Genomic DNA, 23,309 nt, shown 5'->3' with positions numbered 1-23,309 from the left:
TGAAAAAATTATATCACTTTAAGCTGTATCCTGCATAAACTGATAATAGTATTAAGAACCTGTTTAGTATCTACTTGCACTTGATCTTTTGGCGGATTTTCCGCCATACTGCGATAAATTTTCTTGGAATACCCCAAGTATTCCTGCGAAAATTTGTCTTGTCTGACGAAAAATCTGCTCAAAATCTCAAGCACCCACAGATACTAAACAGGTTCTATGCAGTTTTTGTGAGGTGATGTTGTGAGAACGTTGAGAATAGGTTCCCGTGGGACAGATGTAAAGGAAGTTCAATCCTTGCTCCAAAGATTGGGATACTATACCGGCGCAATAGATGGCATATTTGGCTATGGAACAGCAAATGCCGTAATGGCCTTCCAGAGAGCTTACGGCCTTACACCTGACGGAATAGTCGGTCCTATGACCTTCAGTGTGATGGAGCCTTTGCTTATGGGCTATTCCGTATATACCATAAGATCCGGTGATACATTATACCGCATCGCGCTTAACTACGGGACCAGTGTTGACAGAATACTGACCGCAAATCCGGGACTGATACCGGAAAGCCTCCAGATTGGGAGAAGAATCCTGGTGCCATGGCTTGATGTGGTGGACACCCGTATAGACTATACCTATGATATACTTGAAAGAGATATAACCGGACTAACGCGGCTATATCCGTTCTTGGAAACCGGTTCTGCCGGGCAAAGCGTCCTTGGCAAGGAACTGTACTATATAAAGCTTGGCAACGGGCCCAATAGAGTGTTTTATAATGGGGCCCACCACGCATTGGAATGGATCACAACTCCTCTGCTGATGAAGTTTGTTGAAAACTATGCAAAAGCTTATGCAGAGAGCCGTGCCATAAGAGGCTATGATATAAGGAGACTGTTTGACAGGAGCACCATATACATCCTGCCAATGGTAAATCCCGACGGAGTAGACCTGGTGCTGAACGGACTGCAGAGAGATAATCCCTATTATAACCAATTGCTTCAATGGAACAATACAGGAAGGCCTTTTTCTCAGGTTTGGCAGGCAAATATAAGGGGAGTGGATCTTAACCATAACTATGACGCAGCTTGGCAGCAATCAAAGGACGCTGAACCATTGTACGGGGTATATGGCCCAGGGCCGACCAGATATTCCGGCCCGGGACCGTTTTCGGAACCGGAAACGAGAGCAGTAAGAGACTTTACGCTGGCGATTGATCCCAGGCTTGTATTGGCATATCATAGTCAAGGTGAGGTAATCTATTGGAATTTCATGAATTTGGCTCCGCCGGAAGCATTGAGGATCGGCCGGGCATTGTCGAGTGCCAGCGGCTATGCACTGGATCAAACCACGGGCATAGCATCCTATGCAGGCTATAAGGATTGGTTCATACAGGATTATAGAAGGCCGGGCTACACCATAGAAGTAGGCAGGGGAACAAATCCGCTTCCTATCTCCCAGCTTCCGGCAATCTATAATGACAATGAAGGCCTGCTGCTTTTAGCTTCAGTAATACAATAACCGTTGGATCATCCAGCGGTTTTTTTGTATAATTATATATAATTTGAATCTTTGATCATATATAATAAATATATATGATATCAACCGTTAATGCTATATATGCTGAGGTGAGAGAGGCCAATGAGAGAAATAAGCGTTGAAATAATTACAAATGCTGTAGAAAGATTATGCATAGATTCCAACTATTATCTTCCGGATGATGTGAAGAAGGCGCTGCAGGATGCAGCGGCAAAAGAGGAATCTCCCTTGGGCAAAGAAATACTCAGGGATATCTTAGATAATCAGGAAATTGCGCGCAGCAAGCATGTTCCAATCTGCCAGGATACCGGATTGGCGGTGGTCTTCATAGAAATAGGCCAGGATGTGAGGCTTACAGGCGGAGACATCAACGAAGCCATAAACGAAGGAGTCAGGCGGGGATATAAAGAAGGGTATCTGAGGAAATCCTGTGTTGACGATCCCATTTTATCAAGGAAAAACACAGGGGACAACACACCTGCAATAATCCATGCTGCCATTATAAAAGGGGATAAGGTAAGGATCATAATGGCTCCAAAGGGCGGAGGCAGTGAAAATATGAGCGCTCTGGCCATGTTAAAGCCCTCTGACGGAATCGAGGGCATAAAGCGTTTTGTCCTGGACACGGTGGATAAAGCAGGTCCCAACCCCTGCCCGCCGATAATAGTGGGAGTGGGCATAGGAGGAACTATGGAAAAGGCTGCTTTGATAGCCAAGAAAGCGCTTTTGCGCACGGTAGGAGAACACAGCTCCCACCCTCAGACAGCAGAACTGGAAAGAGAGCTGCTTGAGGAAATAAACGATCTGGGGATCGGTCCTCAGGGCTTTGGGGGCAGGATCACCGCTCTGGCTGTGCATATAGAGACCTTTCCTGCCCATATAGCCAGTTTGCCTGTAGCCGTAAATATCCAGTGCCATGCTGCAAGGCATAAAGAAGCAGTGATATAGCGATATGCGGGAGGTAAAACGAATGACCAAGTTTATTTACACCCCTTTGACTGATGATGAGATTGATGGATTAAAGGCCGGAGACAGGGTGATGCTGAGCGGCATCATATATACTGCCCGCGATGCGGCCCACAAAAGGTTGGTCGATATGATTGATAGAGGTGAAGAGCTCCCCCTGGACCTTAAAGGCCAGGTCATATACTATGTGGGCCCGTGCCCGGCCAAGCCTGATGAGGTCATAGGCTCAGCCGGGCCCACCACAAGCGGGAGGATGGATGCCTATACCGACGCTCTTCTGGAAAGAGGCTTAAAGGGCATGATAGGGAAAGGCGAGAGGAACTGGGAGGTAATAGATTCGATGATCAGGAGCAGGGCAGTATATTTTGCAGCCGTAGGCGGAGCCGGAGCGCTTTTGGCTGAGGCTGTAAAGGAGGCCGAAGTCATAGCCTTTCCCGAGCTGGGGCCGGAAGCCGTATATAGATTGAAGGTTGAAAACTTTCCCCTTACGGTAGCAATAGATGCTAAGGGAACAGATATATACAAATCGGGAAGAAAAAACTATGAAAGGCAAGGCAGGTAGATAATATGTCGATAAGAGAAGAAGCATTGAAGCTCCATAGAGATAATAAGGGCAAGCTGGAAGTAAAAAGCAAGGTTCCTATAAAGGATAGGTCATCTTTGAGCCTGGCGTATACGCCCGGAGTGGCCGAACCGTGCAAGGAAATAAATAATGATGCGGATAAGGTTTATGAATATACCTCAAAGGGCAATATGGTGGCGATAGTATCTGACGGCACTGCTGTTTTGGGCCTTGGAGACATAGGCCCCCATGCGGCACTCCCCGTAATGGAGGGAAAAGCAGTGCTGTTTAAAGAATTCGGCGGTGTGGATGCATTTCCCATATGCCTGAATACTACTGACGTTGATGAGATAGTCAATACCATATTGCTGATAGAACCATCCTTCGGCGGAATAAACCTTGAGGATATTTCGGCTCCAAGGTGCTTTGAGGTTGAACGAAGATTGAAGGAGAAAATGTTGATCCCGGTTTTCCATGATGACCAGCATGGAACCGCCGTTGTCACATTAGCCGCCCTCATGAACGCTCTGAGGATAAGCAAAAAGCGGATGAAGGATCTGGTGGTCGTCATAAACGGCACGGGGGCTGCCGGCATTGCCATCGCTAAAATGATACTGAATGTGGGAGTCGCGGACTTGCTGCTCTGTGATAGAAGCGGTATAGTATATAAAGGAAGAAAAACCGGCATGAACTGGGCAAAAGAAGAGATTGCAGAAGTCACCAATAAGGAGAGGAAATCGGGAAGCCTTGCCGATGCCCTTGCCGGAGCTGATGTGTTTATCGGAGTATCAGCCGCAAACATTGTTACAGAAGAGATGGTAAGGTCCATGAATAAGGATGCGATAATATTTGCGATGGCAAATCCGGTACCGGAAATTGAGCCGGAGCTTGCTAAAAAAGCGGGTGCAACTGTAGTGGGGACCGGCAGATCGGATTATCCCAATCAGATAAATAATGTCCTGGCTTTTCCCGGAATATTCAAGGGTGCTTTTGATGTAAGGGCAGCCGGGATAAATGAAGAGATGAAGCTGGCTGCTGCATATGCCTTGGCAGGACTTGTCTCCGATGAAGAACTTAGCTCAGAATATGTAATACCAAAGCCCTTTGACGAGAGAGTGGTGCAGGCAGTTGCAAAGGCAGTGGCCCAGGCTGCCAGGGATACAGGAGCTGCAAGTATCAGCAAATAGAGTCATACAGTGGGGGGATAAGCATGAGAACAGAAGCTCTAAAGCCTATTGCGCTCAAGAATAAAGTGCTGGGAGGCGATAAGCCTCTTATTTGCATACCCTTGACATCCGTGGGTGAAACAGACCTTATGAGTGAAATCGATGAAGTGATAAGCTTATCTCCCGATATGATTGAATGGCGCGCAGATTATTTTGAAAAATATATGGATCATTCTAAGGTCTATAATATATTAAGGTGCCTCCGGGCTAAAGCGGGAGAAATCCCTGCAATATTCACTTGCAGAAGCCATAGCGAAGGCGGATTCAGAAGGATTGAAGACGAAATAAGAGCGGAACTTTATAAAAATGCAATATTATCGGGATGCATCGATGTCATTGATGTGGAGCTTTCTTTTGGGAGGGATAATATTGAACCAATAAAAGCCTTGGCGGTGAAGACCGGAGTAAAATTGATCCTGTCCTATCATAATTTTGCAGAGACCCCTTCCGAGGAATTTATGATAGACAAGATAAAAGAAGAAATAGATTCAGGCGGAGACATAGGTAAAATAGCAGTCATGGCTAAGGAGCAAGGAGATGTTTTGCAGCTTTTCAATGCAACCCATAAAGCAAGAAAAGAAATATCAAGCCCCGTTATTGCTATATCCATGGGGCCTGCTGGCACCCTTGCACGATTGGCAGGATGGATGTTCGGCTCCGATATGACTTTTGCTTCGGGAGTGAATGCATCAGCACCGGGACAAATGCCAATAGGAGAAATGAGGAAGTTTATTGATGCTTTGATGAAAAGATTATAACATCATTGATATTTATCCAAATTCCAAAGCTTCTTCGGCTTTTCCAGCTCTTTTTGAATCTCCTTTTGTATGTGTTTAAAAGCAAACCTTGATATGCAAACACATATGAACCCTGCAATAAGTATAATAGAAGCTTCATTTGTTCTATGGGCCAATGAGTGCTTCAGCATTTCCAATTCCTCAGCCGGAATATTGATCTCATGTCTTATGTGATTGTATAAATTCAATGCAATGTATCCGGTGATCGCAGACGTGATAAAACATATCTCAGCAGCAACTATTGGAATATAGACCATAAAGTTTTTGAAGCCGCTGTCACTCCCTTTGAAGCCTATCAAGTAATTTTTTATGATATATACAAAGCTGGCAATAATAAAAGTTAAGCTCAATACTATAATGAGGATGTGCTTGAGCATATTTAATACCTCCCTTATAATCCTCTATATTATTACGCCTCTATAATTATTCCTTCTCCTTATATTATCATTATATCCAATACTGAAATAATTTTCCATAAAAAACAAGCTATTATTGCAATTCATATTTATATTTATAGATAAACAATACTCAAAATGCTATTCATAATTTGTATATTAAGGATTTAAAGCATAGAAAAATTCAATTTGCTTAAATTTGGCAGCTTCTATAGTATTAAATGTATATGGCAGTATGTTAAAACAGCATTTTTGCTCAATTTCATTTGTTGAAGTTACTGCAGTAAGGAGGAAGGATATTATGAGTAAAAGAAGGAGTATGTTTCTATTGGTTTTAATCGTATCTTTGGTGTTTACTACTGCATGCAACAGCAATGCAAAACAGGAAGCAGCCGCTTCGGGGACAGAAAAACCAGGTGAAGCTGAGACAACGGTTATAAATATGGCCTGGGGCTTTGATTTGCATGCGGGCATCATGTTGACGGCAGCTTCTAAGGGGGAGGGATTTAAAGATACCGGAATATGGTTAAAACCTATCGTTGAAAAGGAGCAATATGAGCTTTATAAAGATGGGAAAAAGCTTGCCGTAATAAATACCATATTGACCAAAGGAAGCTCTGAATCCGCGGTCATGCTGGGACAAAAGCAGCTGGACTGTGCAGTGAACTCTGTAACAGGTATGATGTCCGCAAAGGATCAGGGTACGGATATCCAAGTCTTATGCCCCATTCACGTAGACGGGATCTGTTTGGTATTTCCTTCGGGAAGTGAGATAAAGGGCTGGAATCAAGTGGCTGAGTACATAAAAAAGTCTGAGAATCCCGTGAAAATCGGCTACCACTCTCCGACAAGCGCTCCGAGAGTCGTAATAGAAACATCCCTCAGACAAGCAAATCTAAAAGTCACGGAAGATCCCAATGATAACAGTGCCGATGTGCTGTTGGTCGACCTGAAAGGGTCGAAAAACCTGCTTTCCGCCTTCACCGGCAATCTGGTCGATGCATGGGTGGCTCCCTCACATTATCCGGAAGCTGCAGAAGCAGAAGGGATCGGCTCCATCGCTCTGAAGCTGAATGAATTTCCCCCCGAAGGACAATGGTATGACTTTCCCTGCTGTGTGCTGGCTGCCCGGGGAGAAGTGATATCCAAGCATCCTGAAGTTTTTGACGCTCTTGTTGATTTGTTCACTAACACTGCAAAATGGATGGGAGAAAACAAAGAAGAAACATCGGCTTTGCTTTCAGAAATAATCGGAGTATCTGAGGATGCGGTCAAATCCGCCTCTATAGTTTTTACAACTCAAGTTTCTGATAAATGGCTGGAGGGAGTCGACCTTTATTACGATTTGCTGAAGCAATTGGATAAACTTGACGGAGATTTAAAAGAAAGAGATTTTGTAGAAGTTAAAAAAGAGTTTTATAATTTCACCTTTTTAAATAATTAGCTGCATCAAAGGCAATATCTATACAATAACAGAAAAAGTTCTGAGCATATTTTGATTCAGAATTTTTTCTTATAAATGGAGAGATATAATTGAAAAAATTTATATTATCAACAGGGAAATCTCTTATAGGTCCGGCTATAGTTCTGCTGCTATGGACGTTTGGGGCAAAGGCTATAGATAACCGTTTAATCCTGCCGCAGCTTGGTTCGGTGCTCAAACATTTTCTCGCACCTACGGAAAACGTGATAGGTTTAGGTTCCCTTGCTGTAAACATCGTAATCAGTCTTATCCGGGTCATGCTGGGATATATAGTAGCTTTGCTGATTGCTCTTCCCTTGGGTATTATCATGGGATACAGCAAGACGGCATACCAATTGGCAAATCCCGTAATAGGACTATTCAGGCCCATTCCGCCCATTGCATGGGTACCTCTGGTATTGGCATGGTTCGGGATAACGAGCTTTGCGACTATTTTAGGGCTAAATCAAGGGACCTGGTATATATATCTGAGCAACTTCAAGCTGTCGATGATGTTTATTATTTTTCTCGGTACTTTCTTCCCGGTTATAACCAGTTGTATTCACGGCATATCACAGGTGCCTAATACATTGATAGAGTCTGCTCGTGTTTTAGGAGCTAAAGAATCGAATATATTCTTTAAAATTTTGATACCTGCCGCGGGACCTACCATTATGAACGGGATGCGCATAGGCTTGGGCAGTGCATGGACTAGCCTTGTATCCGCAGAAATGATGCCGGGAAGCATATCGGGAGTAGGCTATCTCATAACCCATGCCTATGAGTTGGCCAAAATTGATTTAGTTATGGTCGGTATGATCAGCATCGGGCTGATAGGTTCTTTGCTTGATTTCAGCATCCGCCTCGCCGGGAAGAAGAGGTTCATCTGGCAAAGAGAAACAAAGATTGACCGATAGATAATATCAGTTGATTTTAAAATATGGATGACAGAGGGATTCAAGGAGAATATGATATGAATATTGCAAGCAATTGTTTAAGAATAGAAAATCTGAGCAAGAAATATGTATCGGAAAAAGACAAAGTTGTACACGCACTGGGCAGCACGACAATTGATATAAAGGAAAATGATTTTGTATGTATCGTAGGACCCTCAGGCTGCGGAAAATCTACGCTTTTGCGGATAATTGCAGGCTTGGAAGCAGCGACTACCGGTAAAGTATTTTTTTATGGGAAGGAATTAAAGGAGCCTACCCGTGACATTGGTATGATATTCCAGCAGTATTCGTTATTGCCCTGGAGAACCGTGGAGGATAATATAGTATTGGGATTGGAATTCAGAAAGGAATCAAATGCAATAAAAAAAGAAGCGGCAGAGAAATTTTTAAACATCATAGGAATGGGAGAATTCCGCAATGCCTATCCTTTCGAATTATCCGGAGGCATGCAGCAAAGAGTTGCAATAGCCAGAGCCTTAGCCAATGATCCGAAGGTGCTGCTCATGGATGAACCCTTTGGTGCGCTGGATGCCCACACCCGTATACTTATGCAAAGAGAACTGCTCCGGATTTGGAGGGATAACCGCAAAACTATACTATTTGTAACCCATAGTGTTGATGAAGCTATTTACTTGGCGGATAAAATCATCGTTATGTCCAGCAGGCCGGGGACAATAAAAAAAGTTATAGATGTAGATATGCCGAGACCAAGAGATCGCAGCAATGTTCTATATGGAGCCATGTCAAATGAAATATTAAATATGCTGGATGATGAGATCAATAAGGGTAACAATTATAAAATAGAGATGCAAGATTTTTAAAATTATAAAAGATAAGGGTGATATTATGTATAATTGTGCAAAATGCGTTTTGCAGGGCTGTTCTAAAGGAGAGCTTGAAAAATCGCTGCCTGTTTGTCCTAATGACAGCAGCCAAATTCAAGAGCAAGCTGAAAAGCTATATCTAGAGGAAGAAAATCATAAAATTTCATATAATGCTGCCTTGGTAGAAGCTCACGGATATGGGAATATGACTAGGGTAGAAGAAATCATTCTCTTTGCAAAAAAATGCGGATATCATAAGATAGGCTTGGCTTTTTGCTTAGGCTTGGCAAGGGAAACCAGAGAATTTCAAAACATTTTAGAGTATCATGATTTTGAAGTGGTTTCTGTCCTTTGCAAAAATGGCGGCTTAAGAAAGGATTTCATTGGAATCAAGGATGAAGATAAAATACAAGGAGATTGCGACGAAATAATGTGCAATCCCATCGGACAAGCTCTTCTGCTCAATGACCAAAAGACAGACCTCAATGTTATATTAGGGTTGTGTGTAGGGCATGATACATTGGTGATGAAATATCTTGAAGCCCCTATAACCACTCTTGGAGTTAAAGACAGAGTAACAGGACACAATCCTTTGGCAGCAATTTATATGGCTCAGGGCTATTACAAGAAGAAGCTGTATGGAGATAAATAAGATGAAGCTGAGAAGAAATTCTCAGCTTTTATTGCTCTATGTGATTCCTCTGACTGAAATCGCTAATCTCACAGCACAAGCATATCGTGCCAAGTGCAGTGGGGAATATGTCAGTGGTATTATATCTACCATCAATGATGAATCTCCCGCATCAGATATGAATTTATATTTCTACTTCTGCTTTGGATACATTGGGGGAGATACTACGGAAAGACCTTTTATCGGTACGTTTTTGCTGTTTATTATTTTATGGGGCACGCTTTTTTGAATATATAATGAATCGCCGGGGCTCAGATTAAAGGTTTCACTGCCTAATATTATATCGGCTTCGCCTTCAAGGATTATTATTAGTTCTTCAGAGGTATGCGTTATAAAATCTTCTGTGTCAGCCTTGTGTGGTTTAACTTCAAAAAACATACCCAGCATAGAAGGATTAAATGTATTGGTGGGAAGCGGTGAAATCAGCTCGTATATAACAGGGCTTTTAGGAAAACTCATTATAAGTCTGTTGTTCATTTTTGTTAGAACATCAGCATTACAGTCATCTTCCATGAAAATATAAGTAGGAACCTCCAAAGCCTTTGCAACCTTCCTTAGAGAAGAAAGTGACGGTTCAATAAGATTTCTTTCCAGTTGAGAGATATATCCTACTGATAATCCGGTCAATTCTGCCAGTTCGCTTATTGTCATATTATTTGATTTTCTTATATTTCTTATATTTTCGCCTAACATGAAAAATCTCCTTTGAAAGTAAATCTTATTTTATAGATTACATTATATCATATAATTTTTCCATAGCATTGTACAGATTCTTTTGCATTCTTTAATAAATACTAAAAATATATTGTATTGACTAATAATTTCGTATATATTAAAATATTATTAAAAATAAAATTATTAGCATATATTTTAGTGTGCATAAAAACAAGGAGGAATTAGCGTGAAAATCATAGACCTGAAGTATGAAAAAATTAAAGTCAAACTGAAAAAACCATTTGTAGTAGCCTTAGGAGTTGTAGAATATTGTGAAACAGTAATAGTAAAAATTTCAACAGACGAAGGCTATTGCGGATATGGAGAAGGGGCACCGTTTTCACCGGTTACGGGAGAAAGTCTTGATACAGTTTTATTTACTCTGGAAACTTTCAAAGGTCTTTTGATTGGACAAGACCCCTTGGCTATTGAGAGAATACATTACATCATGGATAGGACAATAATAGGAAATACCGCTGCTAAAGCCGCCATAGACATCGCTCTTCATGATATCAAAGGTAAGGTTATGAATGCCCCTCTTTACAAAATACTTGGAGGCTTTGACAATAAGGTTCAGACAGATATGACCATTGGAATAGCATCACCGGAAGAAATGGCAGAAGAGGCAAAACAAAGGGTATCAGAAGGCTTTCGAATACTAAAGATAAAGGCAGGAATATCACCGGAAAATGACATAGAAGTTATAAGACTTATAAGAGAAGCTGTAGGATACAAGATAAGACTTAGAATGGATGCCAATCAAGGCTGGAATGTTAATGACGCTATACGAGTATCTCAGGCACTTGAGGAATACAAGGTAGATGCTATAGAACAGGCTTTGCCCTATTGGAATATAGAAGGCGCAGCTATTATAAGGAAAAGAACCTCTGTAAAGGTTATGCTTGACGAAGCTATACATGATCATGTTGATGCATTGAAAGCCGTTAAAACCCAATCTGCGGATCTGCTGAACATAAAACTGATGAAAAGCTGTGGGCTTTATAAAGCAGAAAAAATAAATGCTGTTGCAGAAGCCGCAGGCATCAATTGCATGGTAGGCTGCATGCTTGAAGCAAGGATTGCGATAACAGCGGCAGCAAGCTTGGTTGCAGCAAAAAGAAATATAACAGAAGCAGATTTGGATACTTTTATGTATTGTCAGGAATCAGAATTAATAAAAGGCGGATTTGAAAGGGACTGCGATATACTGACACTACTAGATAAACCCGGATTAGGAATAGAAGTAAATATGTGATAATATTAAAGGAGGAATCTATTATGACAACTTTATTTTCAAGTACACCCGCCTTGCTTGCAGTAATAACCTGTATGGTTGCAGCGGCATTTTATCTTCAGAAAGTTAAGCTCTTTAAAAGTCTTGGACCTGCATTGACAGTAATCATTCTAGGTATTATACTTTCTAACTTTAAAATAGTACCTGTCAGTACAGAGCTTTATGGAACTATTATGTATTATGCTATACCTGTTTCTGTTGCTATAATGATCCTCGGAGTTGATTTAAGAGGATTGATGAAAATATCAAAACAGCCGTTGATATCAATCGCTATAGCAGTATTCAGCGTAAGCTTTGTAGCTTTCTTGGCTGGACTTTTCTTTGCACCTAAAATTGATGAAGGCTGGAAGGTAGCAGGAATGTTTGTTGGAACCTATACAGGGGGCAGCAGTAATCTAAATGCCATTGCATCAGGACTTGAAGCCAGCAGTAAAACTATAGCGGCAGCTAATGCGGCTGATTATGTTATAGGAATGCCATCACTTATATTCTTGTTTGCAGCACCGGCAATTATAAAAAAATCAAAGGCTTTTCAAAAGTTTTGGCCTTATTCAGTGCCTGACAGTGAACTGGATACAGATGATCATGTAGAGCTTATGGGTTCTAAGGAATGGAGCATAAAGGACATAGCTTGGTTGTTTGCATTAGGCTTTGCAATAACTGCAGCCTCAACATTTTTAGCAGGCTTTGCACCTGCGGCCTACAAGAGTGCAGTAAGAATACTGCTTATAACCACAATAGCAGTTATAGTAGCTCAATTCAAACAAGTTCAAAAGCTTAAAGGAAACCTTGATTTAGGTTTGTATGTAGCATTAATATTCTTGTCGATTATAGGCTTTGCAGTAGATTTAAAGGAATTTTTCGGTTCTACTCTTATGATTAGTTTGTTCTGCTTTATTGTTGTTTGCGGAAGCTTGATTCTGCACCTTAGCTTAACAAGACTATTCAAGATAAAATATCAATATGTGCTTTTAGGAATTGTAGCAGCTATAGCAGATGGACCTACAGCAGCATTGGTAGCTGCTTCGGCGGAGTGGAAATCCTTAGTCAGCATATCAGTTGTACTTGGTGTAATAGGAGGCCTTGTGGGGAATTATGTTGGTATAACTGTTGCTTATGCAATTAAAGCAGTATTGGGGATGTAAGGAGTGATGGAGATTTGAGAAAGTTTGCATTATATCAATCCGGCATCAATTATGGTTTTATATATTTTAATGGTGATAATGTGCTTCATGAAAAGCTTAATGTATTCAGCAATGAATTAGAAGAGCGAAAGGAGCTTACAAAAGAGGATCATGCTTTCTACAATGACTTTACAAAAATAAATCTGATGCTGTTGAATGAAAGATTAGCAGCCTACGAGGAAATATTCACCAAAGCAGAGGGAGACAAAATAGAGACGCCATTTGGGGAAATATACTCAAAATATAATGATATTTGGGTTCAAAGAAACAAGAAATTTCCTTTGGATATCATAGTTGCAGATAATAAAATAGTTGGCTTTAATTGCCCTGCCAGAGAGATATGTACTTGCCTCGTTGAGGAGGGCTATGAATTAAGAACATCACTAAAGGTATGGAATGAAAAGAAAAAGGGAGAGAAGCTGCATCCTGTAAAATTTCTGGGAGAATTCATGGTAGAAATGAGAGATGGAGTTAAGCTCTCAACCAATGTTTTTTTACCAAAAGGAATAGATGAAAAGCTGCCTGTTATTCTTGTCAGAACACCTTATGGCAAGGAAATTTTTTCTCAAAATCATTATAAATATGTACAAAGAGGATATGCAGTTGTAATACAGGATGTAAGAGGCAGAAATGAATCGGAAGGCAAATGGCTGCCAATGTATTATGAAGCGGATGATGGAAATGATACGGCAAACTGGATTGCGAAGCAAGCCTGGTCAAACCAGAAAATTGGTATGATAGGAGGCTCCTATGGGGGCTATGTGCAATGGGCACTTGCATCCACAGGGAATCCATATCTTAAAGCTATGGTCAGCATAGTCACTGCAGGAGGACCATTTACCGACATGCCGAGAAAAGGAGGAGCCTTTACTTCAGGTATGCTGGCTTGGGCATTTTCTGTATCAAGGAAAAAGTTCATGCCGGAGCTTATGGCAAGGGATGATTGGGATGAGGTTCTAAATATAAGACCTTTACAGGATGTTGTACCAAAAGCCCTGGGATATCCTGTTGAGTTTATTGATCAATGGCTGAATAGAGACGATTATGATGAGTACTGGGAAAAGACAGATTGGTATTCAAAGAAGAACAACATTAAGGATATAGCTATCTTGGTTTTATCCGGTTGGTATGATGATAATGGAACTGGGACAACAGAAGCCTTGGATGTTATAAATAGCTTTGACAAGGAAAAAAGAAAAGCAATATTAGGTCCATGGATGCACAGCGGCAACTCAATAAGAGATTTGCATGGTGTAGCTTTTGGTGACAATGCTTTGCGCTATGATCTTGACTATTCTTATTTAGCGTGGTTTGATTGCCATCTGAAGGGAATAAAGAACGGAATAAATGAAGGCGCCCCAGTAGAATATTATACAGTAGGAAGCAATCAATGGAAAACTTCTTCGAACTGGCCTTTGCCTGATACTAAATATGTTGATATGTATCTTCAAAGCTTTGGCAATGCAAACAGCTCCTACGGTGATGGAAGACTGAATTTTAATGCTTCGAAAGAGAATAAAAAGGATACTTATATTTATAATCCAGAAGATCCGGCAGTACAGCTTATAGATGTTTCTGAAAACGAAGTAGCAGTACCGGGCAACTATAAGGATGAGGAAAAGAGAAAAGATATTCTTTGCTATACTTCTGAAGAATTAGAAGCAGATTTGACAATAACAGGAGATATAATTGCCGAATTTTATGCTTCCAGTACTGCTCCTGATACTGACTGGGTTGTTAAAATCCTTGATGTTGATGAAGAGGGCAATTCGATTAAATTAGCAGACGGATTGCTAACAGCAAAATATAGAAACAGCTTTGCAAAGCCGGAGTTTATGAAAGCTGATGAAGTGTATAACTTTATAATAAGGACTTCTAAGATATCAAACACCTTTAAAAAAGGTCATAAAATCAGATTTACTATAACATCCAGTGCTAAGAACTTTATATTCCCTCATAGCAACACGAAAAAGTCCTTCAATAGCACAAAAATAGTAATAGCTGAAAATACCATCTATCATGGAGAAAAATATCCTTCTAAAATAATACTTCCTATTGAAGGATAATAAGGCTTATTGGTTATAAAATTAATAGTGAAGCGTCCGGAAAGTGATGAAAAATATCTCTGATAATTTGAATAGGATCTTACCATAAATTTATATTCATTGAAAAAATTATATTTTAGAGACTATGCAAAGTTTGGTGTAAATTAAACACAAGCTTTATATAGTCTCTTTTGTTTTTCTGCAATAGGTTCTACGGCTTTTTTCATGCACTCATTTCTTCTGAAGGACAACTGTCAAAGGACCGTGAATAAAAGGTCAAGCTATACACTAGACCGCCTCTCCATATAAATCATGCTTTTGTTGCAATTCATACCTAAAATAATGCAGTTCATACCGAAGCTATTGATTAATAAGATTTAAACTGTAAAATGAAGGTAGAAAGTAATTATTAAATAGCACGGATGAATTGATGCTATATGGGAAGGCGTAATTTAGATTCTGAACTTATTATGAGGTGAATAAGATGAATGCTTTCAATCTAAGTAGTATTTGGGGTGCTTTCCTATTACTTATATTTTTCTATATATATGATAAATTTTTGAAGAAAACTTCATTTAGAAAGCTTGGGAAACCAATTTCTTTACTGATTTTTATTTTGTTAATTATACTGCCAGGTTTTTTTAAAATAGGTAATGCCTATTTATATCGCTTTATGCAATCAATTTCGGTAATTTTTGCTTTGAATTTGATGGACAAAAAAACTTGGGGCGAAGTGAAATAAAAAGGAATGATAATTTATGAAAAATATTATCAAACGGCTTTGCTCAACCATATGGCCATTTGCTCTCTTATTTCTCATATTATACTTATCTATGATGAGTGCAACTATTTTAATTGGGTTTCCGGGTCCAAGCTATGCGATTAAAGTAGCAAAAAAGTATACTCCTATTGTTACTGTTGATAATACGGAATTCAAGGAAATAAGTACGAAAACATTTCCTTTCAACAAAAATGGCGAGTTTATGAATCCTATGTTCTATGTAATCAAAGGCAAAGATAAGAACGATAATGAAGTTATTGTGTATATCAGTCATAAAGATGCAAAGATATATTACATAGACTATGAATAAACATAGGTGTATAAGAGTCAAATGCTGAGGGAAGCTGAGAATATAGCGAATCAAATAAAAAGCCTTGCTATATAAAACCATTGATGAAGGAATAAACCCAGAGAAATAGGAAAAAAATTATATTTTTATAATTAACTATGTAAATTACCATTGAATTTGGTGTATAATTAATATGAAAAATATTGCACGGCGGGAGAGTGATGGCATGAATGAATTTAAAGAGCTTCTGCCTTATCTGAAGCTTTGGAGTACCTATCTGGATATAGGGATTGTAGCTTTCATAATATATAAGCTTATGCAGCTTATAAAGGAAACAAGAGCGGAACAGCTGATAAAAGGAATTATAATTTTACTCGTTATTACAAAATTAAGCGATGTCATGCAGCTGCATACCATGTATTGGTTGCTTAAAAATGCCATGACTGTAGGAGCTATAGCCATACTAATAATATTCCAGCCGGAGCTTAGGAGAGCGCTGGAGCACATCGGAAGAGGCAAATTCTTTGCAAAGAATGAGCTCCAGGAAAAGGAGCTGGAAACCATGCTGGATGAGATCATCTTAGCGGTCAGCGAACTTTCTAAAAATAGGACCGGAGCTATAATAGCTATGGAGCAGGACACAGGACTCAATGAATATATCGAGACCGGCGTCAGAATCGATGGGGTGATTTCTGCCGGGCTTTTGATAAATATATTTGAACCCAACACACCTCTTCATGATGGTGCGGTTATAATAAGGAAAAACAGGATAGCTGCCGCAGGCTGTTTCCTGCCTCTCACAGAGAGCCAGAACCTCAGCAAGCAGCTGGGCACCAGGCACAGGGCTGCCCTGGGGCTCACGGAGATATCTGACAGTCTGGTAGTAATAGTATCCGAGGAAACCGGAGTCATATCCTTTGCCAGGGAAGGCAAGCTTTCCAGATACTTAGACACCAAATCCCTTAAAGAAATTCTGAAAAATAACTATATAAAAATTGAAACCAAGAAACAGCCCGTCTGGTCGAAATGGGGTGCAAAAAATGAATAACTTTTTGGACAAAAAAATCACAGCCAGAATACTGTCAGTGCTTTTGGCTACCATGCTGTGGCTTTATGTGATAACGGAGCAAAACCCGGTAGTTTACAAAGACATATCCTTGCCTGTAAAGCTTATGAATATTGAAAGCCTTGCTGCCAATAACATTACCATCATAGAGAATAACGGGTATAAAGTATCCTTGAAGCTGAAAGGAAACAAGAACACCTTGGACAGGATCAGCAATTCTACGATCAGTGCATCGGCAGACCTGCGGGATCAAAAAGTCAAAGGAGAATTCCAAATACCTATACAAATAAGCGGAGTTCCCGCCGGTGTGGATATTACATCCATGTCCGCCGTTTCAATCAGGGTCAAGCTGGATAATGTAATTGCAGTTACAATGCCTGTGGAAATAAAGGTTACGGGTAATCCGCTCCAGGGTATGGCGGCCATGACTCCTGTGGTGTCCCCGTCGGAGGTAACCATCAAAGGCGCCGAATCATTAGTAAACCTTGTAAAAACGGCTCTGGTTGATATAGACATAAGCAGCTCATCTGCCGAGATAAAGAAGAATATAGCAGTAAAGATACTGGATGCCGACGGGAAGGCAGTCGAAGATGTGGAGGTAAATCCAAGGTCGGTGGATATAGATATTCCCATAGAATACACAAAGATTGTGCTGCTGGACCCGGATATTGCAGTTAAGCCTGCGCCGGGCTATATAGTGACGGGTATTTCCATCAGCCCTAAAGAAATACACATCGCGGGCAAAAAAGAATTGCTTGATTCTCTTGAATCAGTCAAGACTCAAAGGATAGATCTGACGGATGTGAAGGCTTTTATAGATAAGGAAGTGTCATTGGTGCTGCCGCCCGGTGTGGAGCTGGCAAACAGATCAGAGGTGGTAAGGCTCAATGTGAACATTGAGAAGATAGTAGAAACCCCTATTGAGGTCAATAATATTGCTGTCAGGAACCTGCCGGATGATCTTGCGGCCGAGTTCCCTGAGACCTCTATACAGGCATTTGTGAGGGGCCCCGAAAGCATAGTGAATGCCTGGGATGTAAACAATGCTTTCTATATCGATGTATCGGGCCTGGGAGAAGGCACTCATGAGATGCATGTGTTCTATGATAAACCGGCCGAACTGGAAATGATGGGATTGAACCCGAGCGTGATAAGCGTAACACTGAAGAAAAGGGAGTAGATAATATTAATGCTTCTTGAAATAAAGGATTTGAAGCTCCATATAGAAGAAAACGAAGAAGAACTGGCGAGAGCCATCAGCAGGAGATTGAGGATAGATGCCCGGAGCATTGAAGGATACAGGATATTGAAAAAATCCATAGATGCGAGGAAGAAGGACATATATTTTGTATACAATGCTGCGGTTGAGCTTGCCGACAGCAAAAGCTGCAAAAGATTGATAAACCATAAGGACATACTGGAATACGAAGAATTCCAGTATGCCCTGCCTGATTTTGGTGAAGAAAAGCTGGAGGGAAGGCCGGTGATAATAGGCGCCGGGCCTTCAGGCCTTTTTGCGGCCCTCATCCTGGCGGAGAGCGGCTTCAGGCCCCTGATCCTGGAAAGGGGAGCGGATGTGGACAGCCGTACGAAGGATATCCAATCCCTCATGTCCCATGTAGCCTTTTCCGAGAGATCGAATATCCAATTCGGGGAAGGCGGGGCCGGCACATTTTCAGACGGAAAGCTCACCACCAGAATAAAGGATTCCAGAATAAAGCTGGTGCTCAGAAGATTTGTGGATTTTGGAGCACCAGAAGAAATACTTTATGAATACAAGCCTCATATAGGCACAGATATATTGAAAGCTGTAATAAAGAATATGAGAAAGTACATAGAGGCATTGGGCGGAGAATTCAGATTCAACCATCTTGTGGATGAAATACTGATAAAGGATGATGAGGCCGTAGGTATCCATGCGGCCGGTGCGGGGAGCATCATCTCCAATGCGATAATAGGAGCCATCGGTCACAGCGCCAGGGATACCTATGAAATGCTGTTCGGCAAAGGCCTTTCAATGGAATCGAAGCCTATCGCCATAGGAGTCAGGATCGAGCATTTGCAGGAAATGATAGACAGAGCCCAATACGGCAGCCTTGCAGGGCATCCCAGACTGGGCGCTGCGGACTATATGCTGACTCACAGGAGCGAGAGCACAGGCAGATCTGCGTATACCTTCTGCATGTGCCCCGGCGGCTATGTGGTGCCTGCGGCTTCAGAAAAAGGAAGGCTTGTTACAAACGGAATGAGCTATCATAACAGAGCCGGGCAGAATGCCAACAGCGCCGTTGTTGTCAGTGTTCACCCGGAGGATTTCGGCGACTGCCATCCCCTGGCGGGAATAAGCTTTCAAAGACGCTGGGAGGGAAAAGCGTACGACCTCGGCGGGGGAGGATACATAGCACCTGTTCAGCTGGTAGGAGATTTTTTGCAGGACAGACCTTCAAAGGCTTTTGGTGCGGTTAAGCCCACCTACAGACCGGGAGTGGAAATGGCAGAATTGAAGAACTGCCTGCCGGATTTTGTGGCTGCGGCATTAAAGGATGCCATCACCGGATTTGATAAAAAGCTGAAAAGCTTTGCCCATCCGGAAGGCATATTGACGGCCATAGAGACCAGGACTTCTTCACCTGTGCGCCTTGTGAGGAAACCCGGCATGGAGAGCGAAAATCTGAAGAACTTCTATCCGGCAGGAGAAGGTGCCGGCTATGCCGGAGGCATAATGAGCTCGGCCGTGGATGGCATAAAGGCTGCGGAGGCAGTGATCAAACGCTTCAGGTCCCCCGGGAAGGATGAGGTGATAAAATGCGGGATGCAGTGATTACCGTTGAAAATCTCAAAGAGGTCCAAAGCATGCTGGGTGCGGTCTTTAATGCTACTCAAGATGCCATATCCGTAGTGGACAAAGATGGTATAGGCATCATGATCAATCCCGCCTATACAAAGATTACCGGCCTGTCTGAAGGGGATGTGCTGGGCAAGCTGGCCACAGTGGATATTGCAGAAGGAGAAAGCGTTCACATGCAGGTCCTGGCAACGAAAAAGCCTGTAAAGGGAGCCTTGCTCAGAGTAGGCCCCAACAGGAAGGAAGTGCTGGTGAATGCGGCTCCGATAATCGTGGACGGAGAGCTTATCGGCAGCGTAGGAGTGCTTCATGATATTACGGAGATGAACAAGCTGTCCGAAGAACTGAGACAAGCCAAGCAGATAATAAGGAAGCTGGAGGCCAAGTATACCTTTGATGATATAGAGGGCAATGATGTCGAGCTGCAAAATGCCGTAGAAAAGGCCAAAAAGGCTGCAAACACGCCTGCAACTGTGCTCTTAATGGGGGAAAGCGGTACGGGCAAGGAAATATTCGCCCATGCCATTCACAACTCCAGCGAGAGAAAATACAGGCAATTTGTCCGCGTGAATTGTGCCGCCATACCCCAGAGCCTCCTGGAATCCGAGCTTTTCGGCTATGAAGAGGGGGCCTTTACCGGAGCCAAAAAGGGCGGCAAGAAGGGACTATTTGAAGAAGCCAATGGGGGCACTATTTTTCTTGATGAAATAGGCGAGATAAATGTGGAAACTCAGGCAAAGCTGCTGCGGGTCCTTCAGGAAAAGGAGATAATGAAGGTAGGCGGCATAAAGCCCGTAAGTATAGATGTCAGGGTCATAGCCGCATCGAATATTGATATCGAAAATGCGGTCAAGCAGGGCAAGTTCAGAAAGGACTTGTACTACAGGATCAATATGTTCCCCATAAGGATACCTCCTCTGAAGGAGAGGAAGGGAGACATAGGATGCCTTGCAAGATTTTTTATAAAAAAATTCAATCAGGAATACGGCAGAAATATAGAGGGCATAAATGAGGACGCGCTGCAAAAACTCACGGAATATCAATGGCCGGGCAATGTGAGAGAACTGGAAAATATCATCGGCAGGGCCATAATCAATATGAAGATGACGGAGAAAACCATACAAAAGAGGCATTTGCCCAAATTTGAGCTCGGCGACGAAAAAATAAATGCACCTGCGGAGGTTGATTTTTCTGAAGGAGGAACCATGACCTTGGAGCAATTGACTGAAAAAATCGAGAAGGAGTATATCGCCCATGTGCTGAGGCTTTGCGGCAATAACAAGACTCAGGCGGCTAAGCTGCTGCAGATTTCGCTGAGGAATCTCTACTATAAGCTGGAGAAATATATGATAGAGTGATATGCAAGAAATTGCACATAAAAATGCATTGCAAGGAATTGCATGCAATAATTTGCATACTGGAAGATTGTGAAAAAACTGACACTGGAATGTCGGTTTTTTTCTATCCATGAAAAACTGGCATACATATTGCATGTATTATAAAGAGAGAATATTATCAAATCTATATGCAAGGGGTGTTCAAGCTTGAATAGGGAATACATTCTGGTCATTAATCCCGGCTCTACTTCTACCAAGGTTGCGCTGTTCAAAGACGGCCTTCCGGTAAAGCAGAAGAACCTTTCTCATCCAAACGAAGAGCTGGAGAAATTCGCAAAAGTTACGGATCAATATGATTACAGAAAAGACATAATACTGGACTGGCTGAAAGAAGAGGGAGCTGAACTCCAAAGCCTGGCTGCGGTTGTCGCCAGGGGGGGGCTTCTAAGATCCATACCCGGTGGTACATATATAGTCACAGATGCCATGATAGAGGATCTGAAGATCGGTGTTCAAGGCGAGCACGCTTCCAACCTCGGCGGCATCATTGCAAAAAGCATAGGTGACTCACAGGGCATACCCTCTTATATTGTAGACCCTGTTGCAGTAGATGAGTTTGAAGAGGTGGCAAGGATATCGGGCATGCCCGAGCTGCCGAGAAGGTCTTTGGTCCATGCCTTGAATATCAAGGCTGTGGCAAGAAGGGCCGCCGGGGATATGGGAAAGGCTATCGACGAAATAAATATGATCATAGCCCATCTTGGAGGGGGCATATCCGTTGCACCCATGAAGAAGGGCAGGATAATAGACGTAAACAATGCCAGCGAGGGAGGCCCGTTGTCGCCGGACAGGACGGGGACCCTTCCTGTGGGAGATCTCATAAGGATGTGCTATTCGGGCAAGTATACGCTGGATGAATTGAAGAAAAAGATATCCGGCAAAGGCGGCTTGATAGCTTATCTTGGCACCAATGACGGCAGAGAAGTTGAAAAAATGATTGCCAATGGCGACAAAAAAGCGGACCTGATGCATGATGCCATGACATATCAAATATCAAAAGAGATAGGAGCCATGGCGGTGGTGTTAAGCGGTGATGTCCAAGCCGTAGTATTAACCGGAGGCCTCGCCTATTCAAAGCTTTTGTGCGAGAGAATAGAAAGAAGGGTCAAATTCATTGCACCCTTTATGGTATATCCCGGAGAGGATGAAATGCTGGCCTTGGCTGAAGGCGCAGCGAGGACGCTCTCGGGAGAAGAAAAACCAAAAATCTATGAAGAAGAGGTGAAATAAAGCTTATGATAAAAGCCTTTGATGAAATCGTAAAATCCGCTAAGAACAAGGGGCCCAAAACCCTTGCAGTCGCAGTAGCGCAAGATGCAGAGGTGCTCACTGCGGTGAATACGGCCAAGGATCTGGGCATTGCTGAAGCGATACTGGTAGGTGACAAGGGAGAGATCCTGAAAGCAGCAGGGAATTGCGGAGTTGAGCTTGCAAAGTTCACAATAATAGATGAAAAGGATAAAACGGAAGCCTGCAGGAAGGCTGTGAGCCTGATAGACGAAGGCAAGGCTCATATCGTGATGAAGGGATTGGTCGATACCGCCATAATACTCAAGGCTGTGCTGGCAGAAGAAGCAGGCCTGAGGACAGGGAATGTGCTGTCCCACGTGGCTGTATTTGAGGTAAACGGCTATGACAGGCTTTTCATAGTAACCGATGCGGCCATGAACATAGCTCCAAACCTGGAGCAGAAAAAACAGATAATAGAAAACGCGGTCAAGGTAGCCCATGCCATGGGCAATGAGGAGCCTAAGGTAGCTGTGCTGGCTGCAGTGGAGAAGGTTAATCCCAAGATGCAGGCAACCCTGGATGCGGATGCGCTGACAGAGATGAATAGCAAGGGAGAGATTCGAGGCTGCCAAATCGCAGGACCTTTTGCATTGGATAACGCAGTATCCGCAGAGGCTGCGAGGCATAAGGGCATAGACCATCCCGTGGCAGGCCATGCGGACATACTGATGGTGCCCCAGATAGAAGCCGGAAATATGCTGTACAAATCCATGGTATTTTTCGCAAAAGCTCAGAATGCAGGCATAATTGTGGGAGCAAAGGTTCCTATAGTTCTGACCTCGAGAGCCGACAGTGATATAGCCAAGCTGAATTCCATAGCTATCGGCGTTTTGATGTCCTAACGAATATAAGAGGAGACGGGGAACACAGGTTATCACAGAATCTTTCACGGATTTACACGGAAGGGTTGATAATATTATATAAAACACTAAGTATTCTATATAACTGTAATTTCGAGCGTAAATGAAGGATCATTTTATGCGCTATAATAATAT

General features: G+C 42.2%; 22 protein-coding genes. 20 read left to right on the top strand and 2 right to left on the bottom strand.

The genetic code is table 11. The features are described from left to right. The first annotated feature begins 240 nt into the window (after nt 1-240). The 5 genes from LJD61_RS18630 to aroD all read left to right on the top strand — a co-directional run bounded on the left by LJD61_RS18630 (nt 241) and on the right by aroD (nt 5,042). On the top strand, nt 241-1,512 hold the full coding sequence (locus LJD61_RS18630; protein ID WP_255229077.1) for a M14 family metallopeptidase: 1,272 nt from the start codon (nt 241-243) through the stop codon (nt 1,510-1,512). Between the two features lie 120 nt (nt 1,513-1,632). Beyond that, complete coding sequence (locus tag LJD61_RS18625) at nt 1,633-2,478, top strand: fumarate hydratase (RefSeq protein WP_255229076.1); 846 nt, start codon at nt 1,633-1,635, stop codon at nt 2,476-2,478. 22 nt (nt 2,479-2,500) lie between these two features. Further along, nucleotides 2,501-3,058: a Fe-S-containing hydro-lyase gene (locus LJD61_RS18620; RefSeq protein ID WP_255229075.1), complete on the top strand. Its 558-nt coding sequence runs from the start codon at nt 2,501-2,503 to the stop codon at nt 3,056-3,058. 5 nt (nt 3,059-3,063) lie between these two features. Continuing rightward, nucleotides 3,064-4,245: an NAD(P)-dependent malic enzyme gene (locus tag LJD61_RS18615; protein WP_255229074.1), complete on the top strand. Its 1,182-nt coding sequence runs from the start codon at nt 3,064-3,066 to the stop codon at nt 4,243-4,245. A gap of 23 nt (nt 4,246-4,268) precedes the next feature. Then, a complete protein-coding gene (aroD, locus tag LJD61_RS18610) occupies nt 4,269-5,042 on the top strand; it encodes a type I 3-dehydroquinate dehydratase (protein ID WP_255229073.1) in 774 nt (257 codons plus the stop codon). 2 nt (nt 5,043-5,044) lie between these two features. Here the strand turns inward: aroD and LJD61_RS18605 are convergent, their stop codons facing one another. After that, complete coding sequence (locus LJD61_RS18605) at nt 5,045-5,458, bottom strand: hypothetical protein (RefSeq protein ID WP_255229072.1); 414 nt, start codon at nt 5,456-5,458, stop codon at nt 5,045-5,047. 319 nt (nt 5,459-5,777) lie between these two features. Here LJD61_RS18605 and LJD61_RS18600 point away from each other — a divergent pair, with 319 nt between their 5' ends. From LJD61_RS18600 to LJD61_RS18585, 4 genes are all read left to right on the top strand, one after another. Continuing rightward, entirely contained in the window at nt 5,778-6,920 is a 1,143-nt protein-coding gene (locus LJD61_RS18600; RefSeq protein WP_255229071.1) for an ABC transporter substrate-binding protein, read from the top strand. 89 nt (nt 6,921-7,009) lie between these two features. After that, the gene (locus LJD61_RS18595) at nt 7,010-7,855 is read left to right on the top strand and encodes an ABC transporter permease (protein ID WP_255229070.1); all 846 of its coding nucleotides are present in this window, start codon (nt 7,010-7,012) and stop codon (nt 7,853-7,855) included. 56 nt (nt 7,856-7,911) lie between these two features. Then, complete coding sequence (locus LJD61_RS18590) at nt 7,912-8,715, top strand: ABC transporter ATP-binding protein (RefSeq protein ID WP_255229069.1); 804 nt, start codon at nt 7,912-7,914, stop codon at nt 8,713-8,715. A gap of 25 nt (nt 8,716-8,740) precedes the next feature. Then, nucleotides 8,741-9,370 carry a DUF1847 domain-containing protein gene (locus tag LJD61_RS18585; RefSeq protein WP_255229068.1) on the top strand — a complete coding sequence of 210 codons (630 nt, stop codon included), beginning with the start codon at nt 8,741-8,743 and terminating at the stop codon, nt 9,368-9,370. A gap of 171 nt (nt 9,371-9,541) precedes the next feature. Here the strand turns inward: LJD61_RS18585 and LJD61_RS18580 are convergent, their stop codons facing one another. Further along, nucleotides 9,542-10,102, bottom strand: coding sequence for a helix-turn-helix domain-containing protein (locus tag LJD61_RS18580; RefSeq protein ID WP_255229067.1), 561 nt, complete (start codon nt 10,100-10,102; stop codon nt 9,542-9,544). A 208-nt stretch (nt 10,103-10,310) separates the two neighbouring features. On the opposite strand from LJD61_RS18580, the gene LJD61_RS18575 reads away from it, so the two are divergent. The 11 genes from LJD61_RS18575 to ptb all read left to right on the top strand — a co-directional run bounded on the left by LJD61_RS18575 (nt 10,311) and on the right by ptb (nt 23,156). Next, a complete protein-coding gene (locus tag LJD61_RS18575; RefSeq protein WP_255229066.1) occupies nt 10,311-11,378 on the top strand; it encodes a mandelate racemase/muconate lactonizing enzyme family protein in 1,068 nt (355 codons plus the stop codon). A 23-nt stretch (nt 11,379-11,401) separates the two neighbouring features. Then, nucleotides 11,402-12,562, top strand: a complete 1,161-nt coding sequence (locus LJD61_RS18570) for a DUF819 family protein (protein ID WP_255229065.1) — start codon at nt 11,402-11,404, stop codon at nt 12,560-12,562. 14 nt (nt 12,563-12,576) lie between these two features. Then, on the top strand, nt 12,577-14,667 hold the full coding sequence (locus LJD61_RS18565; RefSeq protein WP_255229064.1) for a CocE/NonD family hydrolase: 2,091 nt from the start codon (nt 12,577-12,579) through the stop codon (nt 14,665-14,667). A gap of 463 nt (nt 14,668-15,130) precedes the next feature. Further along, nucleotides 15,131-15,388 (top strand): hypothetical protein, encoded by a 258-nt coding sequence (locus tag LJD61_RS18560; RefSeq protein WP_255229062.1) that lies wholly within the window; start codon nt 15,131-15,133, stop codon nt 15,386-15,388. Nucleotides 15,389-15,404: 16 nt separating this feature from the next. Continuing rightward, nucleotides 15,405-15,737 (top strand): hypothetical protein, encoded by a 333-nt coding sequence (locus tag LJD61_RS18555; protein ID WP_255229061.1) that lies wholly within the window; start codon nt 15,405-15,407, stop codon nt 15,735-15,737. Between the two features lie 205 nt (nt 15,738-15,942). Continuing rightward, entirely contained in the window at nt 15,943-16,764 is an 822-nt protein-coding gene (gene cdaA, locus LJD61_RS18550) for a diadenylate cyclase CdaA (RefSeq protein ID WP_255229060.1), read from the top strand. Next, nucleotides 16,757-17,962: a CdaR family protein gene (locus LJD61_RS18545; protein WP_255229059.1), complete on the top strand. Its 1,206-nt coding sequence runs from the start codon at nt 16,757-16,759 to the stop codon at nt 17,960-17,962. The genes cdaA and LJD61_RS18545 overlap by 8 nt, the downstream gene beginning before the upstream one ends. Nucleotides 17,963-17,971: 9 nt before the next feature. After that, nucleotides 17,972-19,603, top strand: coding sequence for an NAD(P)/FAD-dependent oxidoreductase (locus LJD61_RS18540; protein ID WP_255229058.1), 1,632 nt, complete (start codon nt 17,972-17,974; stop codon nt 19,601-19,603). Further along, complete coding sequence (locus LJD61_RS18535) at nt 19,588-20,985, top strand: sigma-54 interaction domain-containing protein (RefSeq protein WP_255229057.1); 1,398 nt, start codon at nt 19,588-19,590, stop codon at nt 20,983-20,985. Before LJD61_RS18540 ends, LJD61_RS18535 begins: the two co-directional genes overlap by 16 nt. A 186-nt stretch (nt 20,986-21,171) precedes the next feature. Next, nucleotides 21,172-22,254, top strand: a complete 1,083-nt coding sequence (gene buk / locus LJD61_RS18530) for a butyrate kinase (protein ID WP_255229056.1) — start codon at nt 21,172-21,174, stop codon at nt 22,252-22,254. A gap of 5 nt (nt 22,255-22,259) precedes the next feature. Continuing rightward, nucleotides 22,260-23,156, top strand: coding sequence for a phosphate butyryltransferase (gene ptb, locus LJD61_RS18525; RefSeq protein ID WP_255229055.1), 897 nt, complete (start codon nt 22,260-22,262; stop codon nt 23,154-23,156). Nucleotides 23,157-23,309: the final 153 nt, after the last annotated feature.

It is taken from the genome of Lutispora saccharofermentans (assembly GCF_024363565.1).
GTDB classification, from domain to species: Bacteria; Bacillota; Clostridia; order Lutisporales; family Lutisporaceae; genus Lutispora; species Lutispora saccharofermentans.
This window is presented reverse-complemented; position numbering and strand designations above follow the sequence as displayed.